We start from the raw sequence: 15,774 nt of genomic DNA on the forward strand, positions 1-15,774 counted from the left end.
GGCTAACCGTGCGCCGCATGCCGTCCACCCCTCCGCTGCCCACCCCGCCCGCGCTTGACCGCGGGCACCACGAGCCCGACGAGCAGCCCCGCCGCGAGCACGTACGGCCAGCAACCGAGGCCGCTGCTCGCGCTGTTCGCGGTGCCGGCTGCCGCCGCGCCGGACGATGCCCTGTCCGGGTGGGCGGCGGCCGGGGAGGGGCTCCGGTGGGTCGCGGTCAGGGTGACGTCATTGCCGTCGCCGCCGCGGTAACTGATCCGGTACGTGATGTCGGCCAGCTTCAGCCGTGTGCCTTCCTTCAGCCCCCTGAAGGCACCGGTGGTCTTCGACTTCCCCGAGTGCTCGATGACGGTGATCGCACGGGCGGGCTTCGCTCCGGCGGCCGACAGGTCGAGGTCTCCGGCCAGTCGGACCGACGATCCCTTCACCTTCAACGGCTCGGCGCCCAGGACGAGTTCGCCCTTCGCGCTCTGCGTGTAGCTCCCGGAGACCGTGACCCCGCCCGCCACGACACCGTCGTTGGTCACCGACCCCTCCACGGTGCCCTTGCCGGTCAGCGTGGTGGCCACGCGCAGTCCGGACGGCCCGGCGTCGAGCCGCGAGCCCGTCGAGCTGAGTCTGATCGCCCTGCTGTGGACGAGGTTTGCGCCGGAGCGCAGCGCCAGGGTGCCCTTCTTGACCGTCGTCGTGCCGGTGTACGTCACCCCGCTTCCCGTCAGAGTCGCCGTGGCGGACCCGGCCTGCGTCAGCGACCCGCTGCCGCTGATCCGGGACAGGGTCAGGGCCTTGCCCGTGTTGTTCAGCACCAGCGAGCCGTTGTCGACCACCTTGTAGAGGTCACCCTTGGTGTAGAGCCCGCCGTCCCCGCCCCGCTTGCCGCTGCCCAGTCGCAGTACCGCGCCCTTCTCGACCGTCGTCGAGCCGTTGTAGTACTGGACGGCGGCGAAGGTCACGTCGTTGCCCTTCGTCCCCTTGATGACGATGTCCCCGGCGCCGGGCGCGGCGAGCGTGTCGTGGAACCTGCCGCCGCCGATGGGGGCGCCCAGCGTCACCGGCCCGTCGTAGTCGAACGTGAGCAGCGAACGGGAGCGCGCCGCAAGCAGGTTGATGTAAACGGTCTCTGCCGTGCCCGGCATGAAGATCTTGTCGGTCGTGCCGTCGCCCCACTGGACGTTCGCGCCCTTGATGTTGGTGCCGCGCTTGTTGACGTTCTTGTGCGCGGGCGTCCAGTTCAGGGACGGGTCGCTGAGGGAGGGGTTGGTGTCGCCGCCCTGGTTCGACCAGCTGTACTGACCGGTCAGGACCACCTTGCTGCCGGGCCGGGACTGGACGTTGATGTCACTGCCGTACTCGCGCTGGTAGAAGTCCATGCCCATGGTGACGGTCTGACCGAGGGGCGTGTCCACGGTCCAGGTGCCCTGGTTGAGGACCTTGCGCACGTTCGGCAGCGAGGTGGCGAACTCCGGCGCGCCGGCGCTGAGCTGCGTGCCGTTGTCGATCACCCCCGAGAAGGAGTGGGTGCCCGACAGGGCCCAGCTGCCCCACAGGAAGCGCGGCTGCGTGATCAGGCCCGAGCCGCTGATCGTGCCCAGGTTGTAGGCGCTCGTCAGCGACAGCCGCAGCGTGCCGTCGACCCGGATGTTGTCCTGGTTGAGCCGGAACGCCGGGGTGTTGTACGGGAAGTGCCCGATCAGCCCGGTCGTCCCGCCGGTGCCGTACTGCAGGGTCGCGCCCCGCTCGACGGTGATCGCGGGCGGGTCGGCGTCGGCCGTGGTGACGTACGGGTGGTTGCCGCCCTGCGTCTTCACCACCTGCCGCTGACGTGACCTGGGGAGCGTGAAGTCGCTGTCCTTGGTGAGGACCAGCGTCCCGCCACCGCGCACGGTGAGTGTGCCCTCGCCGCGGAACACCCCGTCGTACGTCGTCGTCCCGGACGGCACGGTGACCACGGTGTCGCCGGTGAGCGTCACGTCCCGGTCGGCGAGCACATCGGCGGTGACGTCACGGGGACCGGCGGCCGCCGCGGGGGGAGCGGTGGAGAGCAGGGCGGCGACCGCCGCGAGGGCTCCGGCGACGGCTGCTGTCTGGTGGGTATGGCTGCGCACGTCAGAGGAGACGGGTCGGGAGGGCTGCGGATAACAGAAAATCCGCGGTGCGGCGGAAATTGCGAAAGCGCTCTCTGTCAGTCGCGTCAGACCCGTTGACCTCCTCGTTCCACACCCTTACCTTTTCGGCGTTCGTAATGACAGATGGTGTTCGCTACCTCGAACGTCCCCCTGAGAGGCAGCCGCATGAGCCGCAACAACGACCTGCCCCAAGTCCCGAGCCGCCGCCTGATGCTGAAGGGAGCCGCCCTCGCCGCGGGCGCCCTGGCGGCCACCCCCTCCGTGGCCACCGCCGCGCCGGCCCCGAAGGCGGCCCCGTTCGTGAACCCGCTCGTCCGTCAGCGTGCCGACCCCTACATCCACCGCCACGCCGACGGCCACTACTACTTCACCGCCACCGTCCCCGAGTACGACCGCATCGTGCTGCGCCGCTCCCGCACCCTGAACGGCCTCGCGACCGCCGCCGAGTCCGTCATCTGGACCAAGCACGCCACGGGTGTGATGGGCGCGCACATCTGGGCGCCGGAGATCCACCGCATCGGCGGCAAGTGGTACATCTACTTCGCCTCCGCGCCCGCCGAGAGCATCTGGGACATCCGCATCTGGGTCCTGGAGAACGCCAACGCCGATCCCTTCAAGGGAACCTGGGTGGAGAAGGGCCAGGTGAAGACCGCCTGGGAGACCTTCTCCCTGGACGCCACCACCTTCAGCCACCGCGGCACCCGCTATCTCGTCTGGGCCCAGCACGAGCCCGGCATGGACAACAACACCGCCCTCTGGCTGTCGAAGATGGCGAACCCCTGGACCCTGACCGGGCCTCAAGTACGGCTCTCCACCCCGGAGTTCGACTGGGAGACCGTCGGCTACAAGGTCAACGAGGGCCCCGCGGTCCTCGCCCGCAACGGCCGTCTCTTCCTCTCCTACTCGGCCAGCGCCACCGACTACCACTACTGCATGGGCCTGCTGACCGTCGACGCGAACGCCGACCTGCTGGACTCCGCCAACTGGTCCAAGTCGCCGACCCCGGTCTTCACCAGCAACGACACCACCAAGCAGTACGGCCCCGGCCACAACTGCTTCACGGTCGCCGAGGACGGCCGCAGTGACGTCCTCGTCTACCACGCCCGCCAGTACAAGGAGATCACCGGCGACCCGCTGAACGACCCCAACCGCCACACCCGGATCCAGAAGCTGGGCTGGAACCCGGACGGCACCCCCCACTTCGGCATCCCCGTGGCCGACACCATCGCCGGCTCGGTGGCCGACTCCGCGAAGGAGAGTGTGTGAGATGAGACGTGCGTACGCGGTGTTGCTCGCCCTCTGCCTGGGTCTGTTCGCCGCCCTCGCGACCGCCGGCCCGGCGCAGGCCGCCGCCCAGACCGTCCCCAACGGCGTCCAGTTCACGGACACTTCGGGCAACGCCGTCCACGCCCACGGCGGCGGCGTCATCAAGGTCGGCTCGTACTACTACTGGTTCGGCGAGGACCGGAACAGCGACAACACCTTCAGGTACGTGGACGCCTACCGCTCCACCGACCTGAAGAACTGGGAGTTCCGGAACCACGTCCTGACCCAGTCGTCCGCCTCCGAGCTCGGTACCGCCTACATCGAGCGCCCGAAAGTCATCTACAACGCCTCCACCGGCAAGTTCGTGATGTGGATGCACAAGGAGAACGGCGTCGACTACAGCCAGGCCCGCGCCGCCGTCGCCGTCTCCGACACCGTCGACGGGAACTACACCTACCAGGGCAGCTTCCAGCCGCTCGGCCAGTACATGTCCCGGGACATCACCACGTTCGTCGACACCGACGGCACTGCCTACATGGTCTCGGCCGCCAACGAGAACTACGACCTGCACATCTACAAGCTCACCGCGGACTACACCGGCATCGCCGGTCTGGTCGCCAACCCGTGGCCGGGCGGCCACCGCGAGGCCCCGGCCCTCTTCAAACGCAACGGCGTCTACTTCATGCTGACTTCGGCCGCCACCGGCTGGAACCCCAACCAGCAGCAGTACGCCACCGCGACCAGCCTCTCCGGCCCGTGGACCTCGATGACGAACGTCGGCGACTCCACCGCCTACGGCTCGCAGACCGCGTACGTCCTGCCCGTCCAGGGGACTTCGGGCACCTCGTACCTCTACATGGGCGACCGCTGGGGCAACTCCTTCGGCGGTACGGTCAACGACTCCCGGTACGTCTGGCTGCCGCTGACCTTCCCGAGCTCCACCTCGATGTCCATGTCCTGGTCCCCGGAGGTCACCGTCGACACGGCCGCCGGGACCGTCACCGGCACCAGCGCCACGTACAACACGCTGATCGCACGGCACAGCAGCAAGTGCGCCGACGTGACCAGCCAGTCGCTGTGGCAGAGTGCCCAGATCAAGCAGTACGACTGCAACGGCGGCACCAACCAGAAGTACTGGTTCAAGTCCCTCGGCAGCGGCTACTACCAGCTGGTGGTCAGGAACAGCTCCCTGTGCGTGCAGGAGAACGCGAGCACGGTCACCCAGGAGAACTGCAGCAGCTCGGCCACCATCCAGCAGTGGTCACTGACCACCTCGGGCTCCTACGTCAACGTCAAGTCCCGCGCGAGCGGCAAGTGCCTGGACGTGTCCGGCGCGTCCACCGCCAACTCCGCCGCGATCATCACGTACACCTGCAACGGCGGCACCAACCAGCAGTGGACGCGCGGGACCTGACGTCAGGTCAGCAGATCGATCGCATCGATTGACGTTCCCGCACTGAGGAAGGAGGTCGTCCCCGAGCCGCTGACCACGTTGATCTTCAGCACGTTGTACTGGCTGGTGTCCGTGAGCCAGGCACTCGCCGGCACGCTGTAGGTGAACGTGTAGTTGTTGCCCCGGTAGGAGCCCACGGTCAGCGACCGGGTGCTCGGCTGGGAGGGCGGCGAGGGGATCGACGACGTCCAGTCGTTGACGGAGATCTGCGGCCGGCCGTTCGCGTAGGCCGTCGTCACGCCGATGCGCAGGGTGTGCGCGGCGGCGGCCTGCGCGGCGGTCAGCTTGAAGTAGACGACAATGCCGCTGTTGACATCCTTCCAGAGATAGCAGGGGAAGGCCGAGGTCTCGGTGCCGCTGCCGATGACGACGTTGCCGGTCCAGGACGCGGCCCGGCTGTCGGACGGGTGCGCGTACGTCATCAGGTCCGCGTTCTTGAACCCGCTCGGCGAGCCGTTCCAGTCCCCGATCCGCCAGATCGCACTCGCGTTGCCGGGGTCGTTGGAGGACGGGATCGCGATGGAGTTGAGGGTGGTCGTACCGCCCGCGGTGACCGTCACCGAGCTGGTGTATACGGCCAGTTCACCCTTGAAGACGGTCAGGGTGTACGTCCCCGGCAGTACGCCCGGGATGGAGAAGTAGCCGTCCGAGGAACGGGCCGAACCCCAGTACTGGGCGGCCGGGTTGGCGAGCCCGACGGTGTACGGGAACGCCGTGTTCCGCCCGGTGATCCCGACGCCGGCGACCTTGCCGCGGCCGCTCGCCGCGACGTATCCCGAGATGCCGAGCGAGTCCGCCCACGAGGTCGTGAGGTTCGCGTGGTACAGCCCGGAGGAGGGTGCGCCGCCGTCCGTGAAGGCGATGACGTACGGGCCCTGGAGGCCGAAACGCTGGGCCTCCGTCTGGTTCTCTCCGTAGTAGAGGATCTCGTACAGGCCGCCGCCGCCGGCGCTCTGGTGCCGCAGGAGGGAGCGGTAGAAGGGGCCGCCGGAGGCCTTCTCGTGGTTGGAGCGGACCACGTACAGACCGACGCTCCCCGTCGACCAGCCGATGTAGTCGTAGTCGATGACCCGCAGCTTCGAGTAGTGCTTGGAGCGGGTCTGGCCGTCGGACTTCTCGAACACGTCCGAGGCCTCGATGGTGGTCGGCGCGTAGGTGTACGAGTCGGGCTGGTCGTTGAGGAACATGCCGGCCTTGACGCGCACGATGTAGCGGGTCGCGCTGACCGAGTCGTCCGCCTTGTTGGTCCACAGGTAGACGTTGTTCTCGCCGCTGCGGGCCGCGTAGTAGTGCTTGAGGGTGCCGTGGGCGACGGAGATCAGGATCGTCGGACCGGACTGTTTGACGGTCACCGTGGAGGTGCCGAGGCCGGACTCGATGTGCGAGTTCTTGCCGCCGTAGCCCTGGTACTCGGTGCCCTTGTAGACCAGCGAGGTCAGGTCGCCGTTGGTCTTGCCGACCTTGAAGACCAGGCTCGCGCCGGTGTCGACGACGTAGTTCGACCCGTCGTCGGAGTAGCCGAAGCTCGCGGCCGACGCCGGGGCGGCGAGCGGCCCGGCGAGGGCGGCCGTCCCGGCGGCAGCGGCGGAACCGAGGACGAAGGTGCGGCGGCCGACCGGTCTGTTCGCGGGTTCGGACATGGGGGGTGCCTCCTCCGGAAGCCATGTGGGGGTGGTGCGAGTGGTTGTGAGGGTGACAGTTGAATCGATTTCGCGAAAGGGCTTTCGCGCGTAGGAGGTTGGCAATCTTGTGAAATCGATCCAGAGTCTAGAAAGCGCTTGCGGAGAGCGGTACGGTCCCTGCCGCCAGGCCTTGTCGTCCGGTCGTTTCTCGGAGGGACACGCGAATGAGACGTTTCAACCTCGCCCTGCTGGCGGCGCTGACGCTGAGCGTCGGCCTTGTGGCCGTACCGGCCCAGGCCCACGAGGGGCACCGGCCCCTCGGCATCGAGAACTGCACCGCCGGCGCCTGCCACTTCGACGTCCCGCCGGGCACGTACGACGTGAAGGTCCTCCTCGGCGGTGAGGCCGCATCCGGCACGAGCATCAGCGGCGAGACCCGGCGCTCCCTGCTCCCCGAGACACCCGCGGCGGCCGGCGAGCGCGTGGCCCGCAGCTTCAGCGTGAACGTCCGCACACCGCAGGGCGAGCCGACGGGACCCGACGGAACTCCCGGCCTTGACCTGGCGATCGGCGGCTCGGCACCCGCCCTCGCCGACATCAGCGTCACGCCCGCCCGGCACGCCCGCCAGATCCTCCTGGTCGGCGACTCCACGGTCTGCGACCAGCCCGCCGACCCGTACTCCGGCTGGGGCCAGCAGCTGCCGCAGTACCTCCGCAAGGGCCTGTCCCTCGCCAACTACGCGGACTCCGGCGAAAGTACGGTGACGTACCTGCAGAACCCGCAGCTCTGGGCCACCGTGCAGCCGCTGATCCGCCCCGGCGACCTGGTCCTGATCCAGCTCGCCCACAACGACAAGACCACCGACGAGGCGACGTACCGGGCCAACTTGGAGACACTGGTGGCAGGTGTACGGGAGAAGGGCGGCGAACCGGTGCTCGTGACTCCCATCGTGCGGCGCTGGTTCAATGCGGACGGCACTCTGAACAACAACACCGCACTGCTGGTCAACAGCCTCGGAGTGGACCATCCTGCTGTCATCCGCTCGGTCGCCGCGGCCGAGAAGGTGCCGTTGATCGACCTGACGGCCGAGACGAAGGCGCTGGTGGAGTCCCTGGGCGTCGAGGGCTCCAAGGCGGTCTATCTCTACAACGAGAAGAAGGACAACACCCACACCTCCGTCCACGGCGCCACGGTGTACGCAGGACTTGTCCGCGACGCACTTGTCGCCGAGCATCTGGTACCGGAGGGTCTGGTGCGGGTGGGATGAACTCCTGGGGCGTCTCGACCGGAACCGGGGCGCCCCAGGTCCGCCCCCTCGTTCGTCGCCGCTCGGCGCTCCGCCGACTGTGTCGATGAGCGGCTCCGCCGCGGGGCCGCGATGTGCCGTCGATCGTCTGCGGCGCCAGCGTGGCTGGTCGCTCCCCCACTCTCGGCTTCGCTCGAGAGGGGGGACCCCCATCGCGGCGAAGCCGCATATGGAAACAGCCCCGCGCCCGTCGGGGCGCTGCCGAACCGCGGCGGAGTTCGCCCGACCCCGTCAGTCCCGAAAGAGAGCCGATGCACCTGCCCCCCGACGACCTCACCCTCAGCCCGCACACCGGCTACACCCGTGCCCACTGGGAGGCGGCCGCGGACGCCCTGCTCGCCGCGGTCGAGCCGTACGCCGCGGAGGGCGGCGCGCTCTACCACCTCCCCGGCGACCGGACGAGCTGGTCCGGCCGGCTCTCCGACGGCCTGGAGGGCTACGCCCGTACGCTGCTCGCCGCGGCCTTCCGCCGCGACGAGACCGCGCTGCAGCGCTACGCCGACGGGCTCGCGGCCGGTGTCGCGGGCGTCTGGCCGCGGATCGAGAGCCGCAGCCAGCCCCTGGTCGAGGCGGCGTCGATCGCCCTCGCACTGCGGCTGACCCGCCCGTTGCTGTGGGACCGGCTGGACGACGGCGTACGACAGCGGACGGCCGCCTGGCTCGGGGACGCGCTGACCGCCGAAGCCTGGCCGTGCAACTGGGAGTTGTTCCCGGTGACGGTGGGCGGATTTCTCGACGAGATCGGCTACGAGACAGAGGCGTCCCGCAAGGCGGTCGACCGCGGCCTGGAGCGCATTGAGGCGTGGTACGTCGGCGACGGCTGGTACACGGACGGCGACGGCCGCAAGTTCGACTACTACAACGGCTGGGCGATGCACCTGTACCCGGTGCTGCACGCATGGCTGGCGCACGACCCCGCACTGCTCGACCTGTACGGGAGCAGGCTCTCGCGTCATCTCGAGGACTACGCCCGTCTGTTCGGCGGCGACGGCGCCCCGATGCACCAGGGCCGCTCGCTCACCTACCGCTTCGCGACGACGGTCCCGCTGTGGCTGGGCGCGCTGACGGGGCACACGCCGCTGCCGCCGGGGGAGACGCGGCGGCTGGCGTCGGGCGCCCTGAAGTACTTCCTGGAGCGGGGCGCGACGGACTCCCGCGGTCTGCTCACCCTCGGCTGGCACGGCCCCGCCCCGGCCGTCCTGCAAGGCTATTCGGGCCCCGCCTCCCCGTACTGGGCGAGCAAGGGCTTCCTCGGCCTGCTCCTGCCGCCGGACCACCCGGTGTGGACGGCACCGGAGGAGCCGGGCCCGGCGGAGCGCTCCGACGCTCTCACCCCGATCGCGGCCCCCAACTGGCTTCTGCAGTCCACGAGTTCGGACGGCGTCGTCCGCCTCCACAACCACGGCAGCGAGGACGTCCGCTACGACCCGTACTACACGCGCCTCGCCTACTCGACGGTCACGGAGCCGGCTTCGTCGTACGACAACAGCGTGATCGTCGGCGACGATCCGAGCCGCACGCGGATCGAGCCGTTGGGCGTCGGCGACGGGTGGGTGGCGTCGCGGCACACGGCGGGCGGGGGAGCGCTGGTGACGAGTGTCGTGCTGGCGCGCGGGGCCGTGGAGGTGCGGGCTCATCTCGTGACCGGTGCCGAGCCGGGGACGGCGGTGCGGGTGACCGGGTGGGCGGCGGCAGAGGGGCTGCGGGCCGAACTGTCGCCGGCCGTCGGACTCTCCGACGAGCTCACCGGGGTCTGCGGCGAGGGGGACAGCCTGTTCGTCGCGCTGGTGAGGCTCACCGGTGAGGAGGATTCCGTGCCGTTGGGGGAGATGGTGAGCGTACGGGCGGACGGAGCGGGGCAGTTGACGGTGCGGTGGATCGAGGGGCCCGAGGTGCGGGTGTCGCTCGGCGGGCCCGGGGCCGAGATCGTCGTGGAGGAGTCCCGTCCCGCAGGATGAGGCCCCGTGACGAGGGGGGAGCGACGAGCTCACGACGCGGTGGCGGCGCGCAGGACTGAACCCCGGGCCGGGAACAAGGCCGTGTCCTGCCTCGTCCTCGCCAAGCCCTGCGACAACGCGCCGGCCGGTCTGCCACTGGGTGTGTGGCAGTGGTGGCCGGACAGCCTCACCTGCCCGGACCACTCCGGCGGACACCCGTTCTTCGCCCTGACGGACCTGCGTCCGTCAGGGAGTCAGTCGGGCGATCCTCAGCGTCTTCGAGGTCGGGGACGCACCGTTGAGCGCAGTCGCGTACGACGGTGTGGCCGGCACGTACGCCCAGGTCAGGGCGCCGTTCGCGGAGACGGCGATGTCACCCGTGATGCGGGCCTGGACCACCTTGTCCGCGCTCTGGAACTTCCCGGTCCAGCCGATGAGCCGAAGATGCGTGCCCGTGAAGGTGCCGGTGCAGGTGCCGTCCTTGCACTTGGCGTTCTTCAGCGACTCCCAGGACAGCAGGAGCTTGTCCTTGCCGTACGGGGCGAGGTGGACGTTCATGTGCTCCGTGCCCTTGGTGTTCGACAGGTGGGTCGCCTTGCCGGGGCCGGAGTTGCGGTTCTTGAGGAAGGCGACCGCGACCTGGTGGGTGCTGGTCTTCGGGGTGACCGACCAGCCGCGGCCGGAGGAGTCGGCCGGGTTCTTCTTGGCCGAGGCGGCCCCGCGGGAGGCGAAGGCGGTGGCGTAACGGCCGGTCGCCGACCTCACCAGGTCGCCGGTACGGCTGGGGAACGTGCCGCCGCAGTAGCCCGCCCAGCACTGCTCGCGCTGCACGACCGGAGCCACGTCCGGGGCACCGATGCCCGTCGACACGAACAGGCCCGAACGCCAGTCGTCGAAGCACAGGGAGGTGAAGGCGCCGGACTTCTCGGCGTGCAGCGCGACGCCCTCGTTGTGGCTGCAGCCCCAGCTCCAGCCGCCGCTCAGTTTCGTGCCCTTGGCGCTGATGTACGACAGCTTGTCGCCGTAGTGCCCGTCGGCGAAACCGCCCGCGCCGTGCACGACGAAGTACGCCCCGTACTTGGAGCCGTTCCAGGTCAGCCGGCCGTCGAGCGTCGGGGACGCGTCGTGCGAGGAGGTGCCGGTCAGCTTGGTGCGGAAGGTCTGCCTACCGTTCGTGTAGCGGACGATCGCGGCCGCCGTGTCATGCCACTTGTTGGTGTCGGCGACCCGGGTGAGCAGCGCGAAGCCGTTGTTGTGCGCGACCAGACCGCCGACCTCCTTGGCACCCTTGACGCCCGTGTCGGCCCCTGAGCGCTTCCCGACAGAGGTCAGCGGCGTGACATGGATACCGTCGGAGGCAGGCCAGGCCACGGGCAGGGTGCCGTTGGGGGCGACCGCGGTCGCCGTCCGCGTCCACTCGCGGCTGTTGTTGTAACCCGCGGACAGATAGGGGAACTTGGCCGGCAGACTCACCGAGGCGGTGGTAGCCGAGAGTCCGCCGCGGCCGTGGTCGAGGCACCGGCCGTGGCGTACCAGGCACCGACGAGCGCGGCGGTCGCGGCGAGTCCGGCGACGACGGGCTTGCGGGCGGCCCGGACCCGGCGGTGCGTTGTCGTACGTCTTGCTGACGTCATGTCCCCTTGTCGCCGCGGGCCGGCAAGGAGGTTGCCGCCCCGGTTTTCCGGGGCGGCGGGCACGGATGTCGTCGTCGAGGTCAGCCGCCGAGCACGGGCAGGGACAGGCCGCAGTCGACGGGCTGGGCGTGGGCGGGATCGAGGGCGTTGCGCACGAGTTGGGCGGCGTTGGCGTCGTACGCGATCGAGACGTGCTCGGAGAGGTCCTGGGGGCAGACGTTCTGGATCAGGATGTTCTTGACGGTCGCGCCCGGTCCCGGGGTCAGGAACTGGTGTGTGTAGGGGGTGACTACCTCGTCGAACTTGGTGGAGATGACGGTGTAGGAGACCCCTGGCTGGGTGTCCCCGCCCCGGTCCAGCGTGGTGTTCACCTGGGAGCCGACCATCTGGTCCTCGTACGCCTCGCCGAGGACCAGCGACACTGGCTTGTTGAGACCCAGCTTCGTCGTCAGCGTGCCGAGCCCCATGGCGGTGGTGCCGTGGTTGGACGGGGCCAGCCCGATGAGGCTGTGCACCTTGTTCCGCTTCGGATGCGCGGGGTTGGTGCCGCCGTCGAACCGCAGATACCAGCGGGGCGTCAGACCGCCGCCCTGGGAGTGGCCGACGAGGTCGACCTGATGGGCGCCGGTGGCCTTGAGGACGCGGTCGACGTAGACCGCGATCTGCTGCGCGGACACCGGGATGTGCGCGGTGGCCTTGATCGGATTGCCCGGTGTGCCGCCGTAATTGACGGCGAAGACGCAGTAGCCGAGCTGCTTCAGGTACGGGGCCATCACGCCCCAGTTGAGATAGGCGTTCGCCCAGGTTCCGTGCACGAGGACGACCGGGCGCGGGTGCTCACGCGTCGGCTTGCAGTTCCAGTCGTTGGCCCCGGACGGCGAGGCCTCGGGGTTGAGGAGCCCTCCGGCGGCCGCCAGGGGGAGGGAGAGGATGTTCCGTGGTGGCACCGGAGGCGCGGAGTTGCCGGAGGCGGACGCCTCGCCCGGCTGCCCCACGGCCAGCGTCAGTGCGAGCCCCGCGCAGACCGCGGCCCACTTGGCGCGCCGCCGGCCCGACCGCCTCCGGGAAACCATCCGATCCGACATCTGGCCCTCCTCGTCTCAGAATCGGCCGAGCGCCGACGCCGAGATGATCGAGGAGCGGCATGCGTGCGGTGGGCGACAGCCGCGCGCGACACCTCTCATGGAGCAGCCCGTTTTCACCCGTTCACCTGTCCCGACCGTCCTCGGCGTGAACGGTTCGGCCGGGACCGAAACGATGCGCTCCTAGCCTGCCGGTATGAGCGAAACCCCGCAGGAAACACCCGCACGGGCCGTCACCGGCATGGTCGACCACGTCCTCGAACTGGCCGCCACCTGGACGAACTGGGACGGCAAGCCCGCCCACGCCGACGACCGCGTCCACACCCCGCACAAGGCGATCCGCCGCGTTGCCGACCATCTCGTCGACCACCTCGCCGAGCTGGAGGCCCGGTTGGCGGGCGAGGAGCCGCAGCCGGATCACTGGCACGCGTCCGCCGTGACGACCGAAGCGGACCTCGTCCCCTTCACTTCGGAGGACCTCGACGAGGCCCGCAGCCGCCTCACCCGCCTCGCCCGCATCTGGGCGAACCGCCTCGACGCCCTCACCGACGACCAGCTCGACCACTCACCCGGCGAAGGCTGGAGCTTCCGCGAACTCGCCCTGCACCTCAAGGGATCGACGTACTACGCCGACTCGGTCGGCGACCTCTCATGACCCGGCTCACAGCGCTGGGCGGAGAGTCCTTGGTAGGGTGGAGACTTTCTTGGGTATCAGACCCTTTGGACTCATCTCCGGCGAGGGACCGAGGAACCATGGACATGGACATCCCCGGCGACAAGCGACTGGCGGCTGCCGTCGTGATGGACGACGAGGGCCGGGTGCTCCTGGTCCGCCGCAGTGAGACGGAGAAGTTCCTGCCGGGGGTGTGGGGCGTCCCCTGCGGCAAGCTCGATCCGGACGAGAGCGCCCGGGACGGCGCGCTGCGGGAGCTGAAGGAGGAGACGGGGCTCCTCGGGGAGGTCGTCCGCAAGGTCGGCGAGTCGTCCTTCGTCAGCGAGTACCGAGGGCACGAGATCAAGAACTGGCAGGAGAACTTCCTCGTCAGGCCGTTGAGCGAGCAGATCACCCTGCCCCGGACCGACCAGTCCTATGCCTGGCTCGCGCGCTCCGAGCTGACCACGGTCGAGATCGACGAGTACAACCTCGACATCGTCGACCAGGCCTTCATGAACTCATGAACTCCTGAGAAGCTCGGCGAGTCCGTCCAGCGCTGCCAGATAGTCGTCCGTCTCCAGCGGCACCTTCGGCACGGCGCCCGGATGAGGGCCGGCCGCGGTGAACACGTCGGTGTGCTGCCGCCGTCCGCTCCCCGTCTCCAGGAACAGCGTCACCGTGGGTACGTCCGTGTCGCACCAGGCGCGGTGCAGGGTGTGCGCGGGCAGGGCGTATGCGCTGCCCGCCGCGTACTGCCCCACATGCGTCAGCCGCAGCCGCGCCGGACCGGCCGGCTCCAGCAGCCAGTCCGCCGAACCCGTCTTCAGCGACTCCTCGTACCGGGCGGCCGGGATCCCGTCCCCGCCGCCGCCCTCGACCTCGTACAACTCCATGGCGAGCCGCCCGCGCACCACGTAGGAGGCGAGCGGGGAACGGTGGTTGTGGATGTCCTCCTTGCCGATCGCGCCGACGCCCGGGTGCCACAGGTGGGCGCGCAGCATGTGCCGCGGTCCGCCGTCGATCAGCAGCAGCTTGTCGAAGCCGAGGACATGCCGGTACGAGAGCCGGGCGCACCCTTCCGGATCGCCCTCGCCGGAGGCCAGTTCGGCGACCAGCTCCAACAGCCGCTCGGGTGAGCCGAGTTCGGCGACGACGCAGCGGGCCGCGGCGATCCTTTCATGTTCGGGCAGTTCACCGTCCAGCGTCCCGGCCAGCAGTCGTCGCGCCGCCAGAACCTGCCGACCGCCCATGCACACGTACCTCCGGGTTGACTGCTCTCGGGTCACTGCTTCCGGTTCATTCTTCCGGTCGATACATCCATACGGCATGTGCCCGCAGCGCCGAAAGACCCTGATAGGTCATCCACATGGGATGCCGCAGCTCACTGCTGTCGGTGCGGCCCCAGGACCAGATGCCGTCCGTCTGGCCGGCCCACACGGCGGCCGCCGCACCGTCCAGCCGCTCCCGCCACGCCTCCTCCAGCCCGTCCTGCACCGCGACCTCGCGGGCGCCCGGCGTCATCAGGGCGCGCAGCACCCAGGAGGCGGTGAAGTGCCGCACGTTCAGCACCTCGTGGCGCTCGGGGTCGTCGGAGCGGGGGCGGCGCACCTCCTCGCGCAGGTTCCGCAGGTCCGGGCAGCGGGTGTGGCCCGCGCCGGTGCAGGCCAGCAGCCAGCGGACGCCGTCCTCGCGGGCCGAGCGGGCGCCCGCGCCCTCGGGTTCGTCCAGCACCCGGGCGGCCCGGTCGAGGGCCACGACCGCCTGTGCCGTGTGCAGTGCGGAGGGCATGCCGTACGGCGGGTCGAGACGGTAGCTCCAGCAGCGCAGGTGCTCACGGCGCGGATCGCTGATCGCGCCGTCGGCGAGGGCCTCGCGCAGCACGGGCAGGACGGCGGAGTCGGGCGCGGCGCGCAGCAGTCCGCGCAGCACGGTCGTCACGACGTGGGTCGACTCCCGCCCGGCGCGGTCGAGTTCGCGGGTGAAGCCGGCCGTGCAGCGGCCCACCTCCTCCGCCAGCCGCTCGCCGGACGCCCCCGCCCGGGCCAGCGCACCCAGCACCAGCGCTGTGACCTCGGGCCGTGCCTCCGAGCCCTGCGACCGTGCGGACCAGCCCCCGTGGGGCAGCCGCAGCCGCCACAGCGTGTCCACGAGATCCCCGGTGCGCAGCCGTCCGTCGGGCACGCCGAAGTCGAGCATGATGTGCAGGCCGTACGCGGTGCCGACGGAGGTGGGGCGGGGCGGGCTGCTCTCTCCGAGGGAGTGCGACCAGCCGGTGAGCCGCCCGCGGGCCGGGTCGTCGACCACGCACACCTTGTCGACGAGGGTGCCGTACGCGGCGCCGAAGACCTGGGGGAGTGGGCCCGGCCCGGAGGGCTCCGCGGCGACGGGGGCTGTGACGGCGGGCCGGGAGGGTCCTGCCGCGGCCCGGGCCCGGAGCAGTGCCGCCGCGAGCCAGGCAGCCACGCCGGTGCCGATCCCGCTGACCCCTGAGACCAGGTATTTGGCGGCCTCCCCGCCGAGGGAGCCGGGCAGCACCCCGAACAGGAACTGGAACACGGCATACCCGGCGGCAGCGCAGCCGAGGCTCCCCAGCCAGCCGACGAACCGTGCGGTCTCGCTCGGCCCGCCGGGTTCCGGTGCGGTGCCGTCCGATCTCAAGGGACCGCGTCCCAGCTGCTGTTGAGACAAGGCA

The 15,774-nt window shown here is 70.0% G+C and carries 13 protein-coding genes; 6 read left to right on the plus strand and 7 right to left on the minus strand.

Translation table 11 applies throughout. The features are described from left to right. Positions 1 to 2: 2 nt before the first annotated feature. Positions 3 to 2,105, minus strand: a complete 2,103-nt coding sequence (locus EDD92_RS36315) for an autotransporter (RefSeq protein ID WP_123968220.1) — start codon at positions 2,103 to 2,105, stop codon at positions 3 to 5. 186 nt (positions 2,106 to 2,291) lie between these two features. On the opposite strand from EDD92_RS36315, the gene EDD92_RS36320 reads away from it, so the two are divergent. Both EDD92_RS36320 and EDD92_RS36325 read left to right on the plus strand, forming a co-directional pair. Beyond that, positions 2,292 to 3,392, plus strand: coding sequence for a family 43 glycosylhydrolase (locus EDD92_RS36320; RefSeq protein ID WP_123968221.1), 1,101 nt, complete (start codon positions 2,292 to 2,294; stop codon positions 3,390 to 3,392). 1 nt (position 3,393) lies between these two features. Continuing rightward, a complete protein-coding gene (locus EDD92_RS36325; protein ID WP_123968222.1) occupies positions 3,394 to 4,806 on the plus strand; it encodes an RICIN domain-containing protein in 1,413 nt (470 codons plus the stop codon). A gap of 2 nt (positions 4,807 to 4,808) precedes the next feature. On the opposite strand, the gene EDD92_RS36330 is transcribed toward EDD92_RS36325, so the two are convergent. Continuing rightward, positions 4,809 to 6,485, minus strand: coding sequence for a rhamnogalacturonan lyase B N-terminal domain-containing protein (locus EDD92_RS36330; RefSeq protein WP_123968223.1), 1,677 nt, complete (start codon positions 6,483 to 6,485; stop codon positions 4,809 to 4,811). A gap of 206 nt (positions 6,486 to 6,691) precedes the next feature. Between EDD92_RS36330 and EDD92_RS36335 the strand changes: the two genes are divergently transcribed. Next, positions 6,692 to 7,735, plus strand: a complete 1,044-nt coding sequence (locus EDD92_RS36335; protein ID WP_123968224.1) for a rhamnogalacturonan acetylesterase — start codon at positions 6,692 to 6,694, stop codon at positions 7,733 to 7,735. A 290-nt stretch (positions 7,736 to 8,025) separates the two neighbouring features. Next, entirely contained in the window at positions 8,026 to 9,732 is a 1,707-nt protein-coding gene (locus EDD92_RS36340) for a DUF2264 domain-containing protein (protein ID WP_123968225.1), read from the plus strand. Positions 9,733 to 9,957: 225 nt separating this feature from the next. On the opposite strand, the gene EDD92_RS36345 is transcribed toward EDD92_RS36340, so the two are convergent. The 3 genes from EDD92_RS36345 to EDD92_RS36350 form a co-directional block, all read right to left on the minus strand. After that, entirely contained in the window at positions 9,958 to 11,184 is a 1,227-nt protein-coding gene (locus EDD92_RS36345; protein WP_260326988.1) for a hypothetical protein, read from the minus strand. Beyond that, the gene (locus EDD92_RS51545) at positions 11,181 to 11,345 is read right to left on the minus strand and encodes a hypothetical protein (protein ID WP_260326989.1); all 165 of its coding nucleotides are present in this window, start codon (positions 11,343 to 11,345) and stop codon (positions 11,181 to 11,183) included. Before EDD92_RS51545 ends, EDD92_RS36345 begins: the two co-directional genes overlap by 4 nt. A gap of 80 nt (positions 11,346 to 11,425) precedes the next feature. Next, positions 11,426 to 12,430, minus strand: a complete 1,005-nt coding sequence (locus EDD92_RS36350) for a triacylglycerol lipase (RefSeq protein WP_123968226.1) — start codon at positions 12,428 to 12,430, stop codon at positions 11,426 to 11,428. A 193-nt stretch (positions 12,431 to 12,623) separates the two neighbouring features. Between EDD92_RS36350 and EDD92_RS36355 the strand changes: the two genes are divergently transcribed. Beyond that, on the plus strand, positions 12,624 to 13,082 hold the full coding sequence (locus EDD92_RS36355) for a hypothetical protein (protein WP_123968227.1): 459 nt from the start codon (positions 12,624 to 12,626) through the stop codon (positions 13,080 to 13,082). Between the two features lie 104 nt (positions 13,083 to 13,186). Continuing rightward, complete coding sequence (locus EDD92_RS36360; protein WP_185124472.1) at positions 13,187 to 13,606, plus strand: NUDIX hydrolase; 420 nt, start codon at positions 13,187 to 13,189, stop codon at positions 13,604 to 13,606. Here EDD92_RS36360 and EDD92_RS36365 read toward each other — a convergent pair. Beyond that, positions 13,601 to 14,332: a hypothetical protein gene (locus EDD92_RS36365; RefSeq protein ID WP_123968229.1), complete on the minus strand. Its 732-nt coding sequence runs from the start codon at positions 14,330 to 14,332 to the stop codon at positions 13,601 to 13,603. The two genes, EDD92_RS36360 and EDD92_RS36365, sit on opposite strands and share 6 nt — an antisense overlap. Positions 14,333 to 14,378: 46 nt before the next feature. Beyond that, positions 14,379 to 15,770: a hypothetical protein gene (locus EDD92_RS36370; RefSeq protein WP_123968230.1), complete on the minus strand. Its 1,392-nt coding sequence runs from the start codon at positions 15,768 to 15,770 to the stop codon at positions 14,379 to 14,381. Positions 15,771 to 15,774 lie beyond the last annotated feature (4 nt).

It is taken from the genome of Streptomyces sp. TLI_185 (assembly GCF_003814765.1).
Classification (GTDB): Bacteria; Actinomycetota; Actinomycetes; order Streptomycetales; family Streptomycetaceae; genus Streptomyces.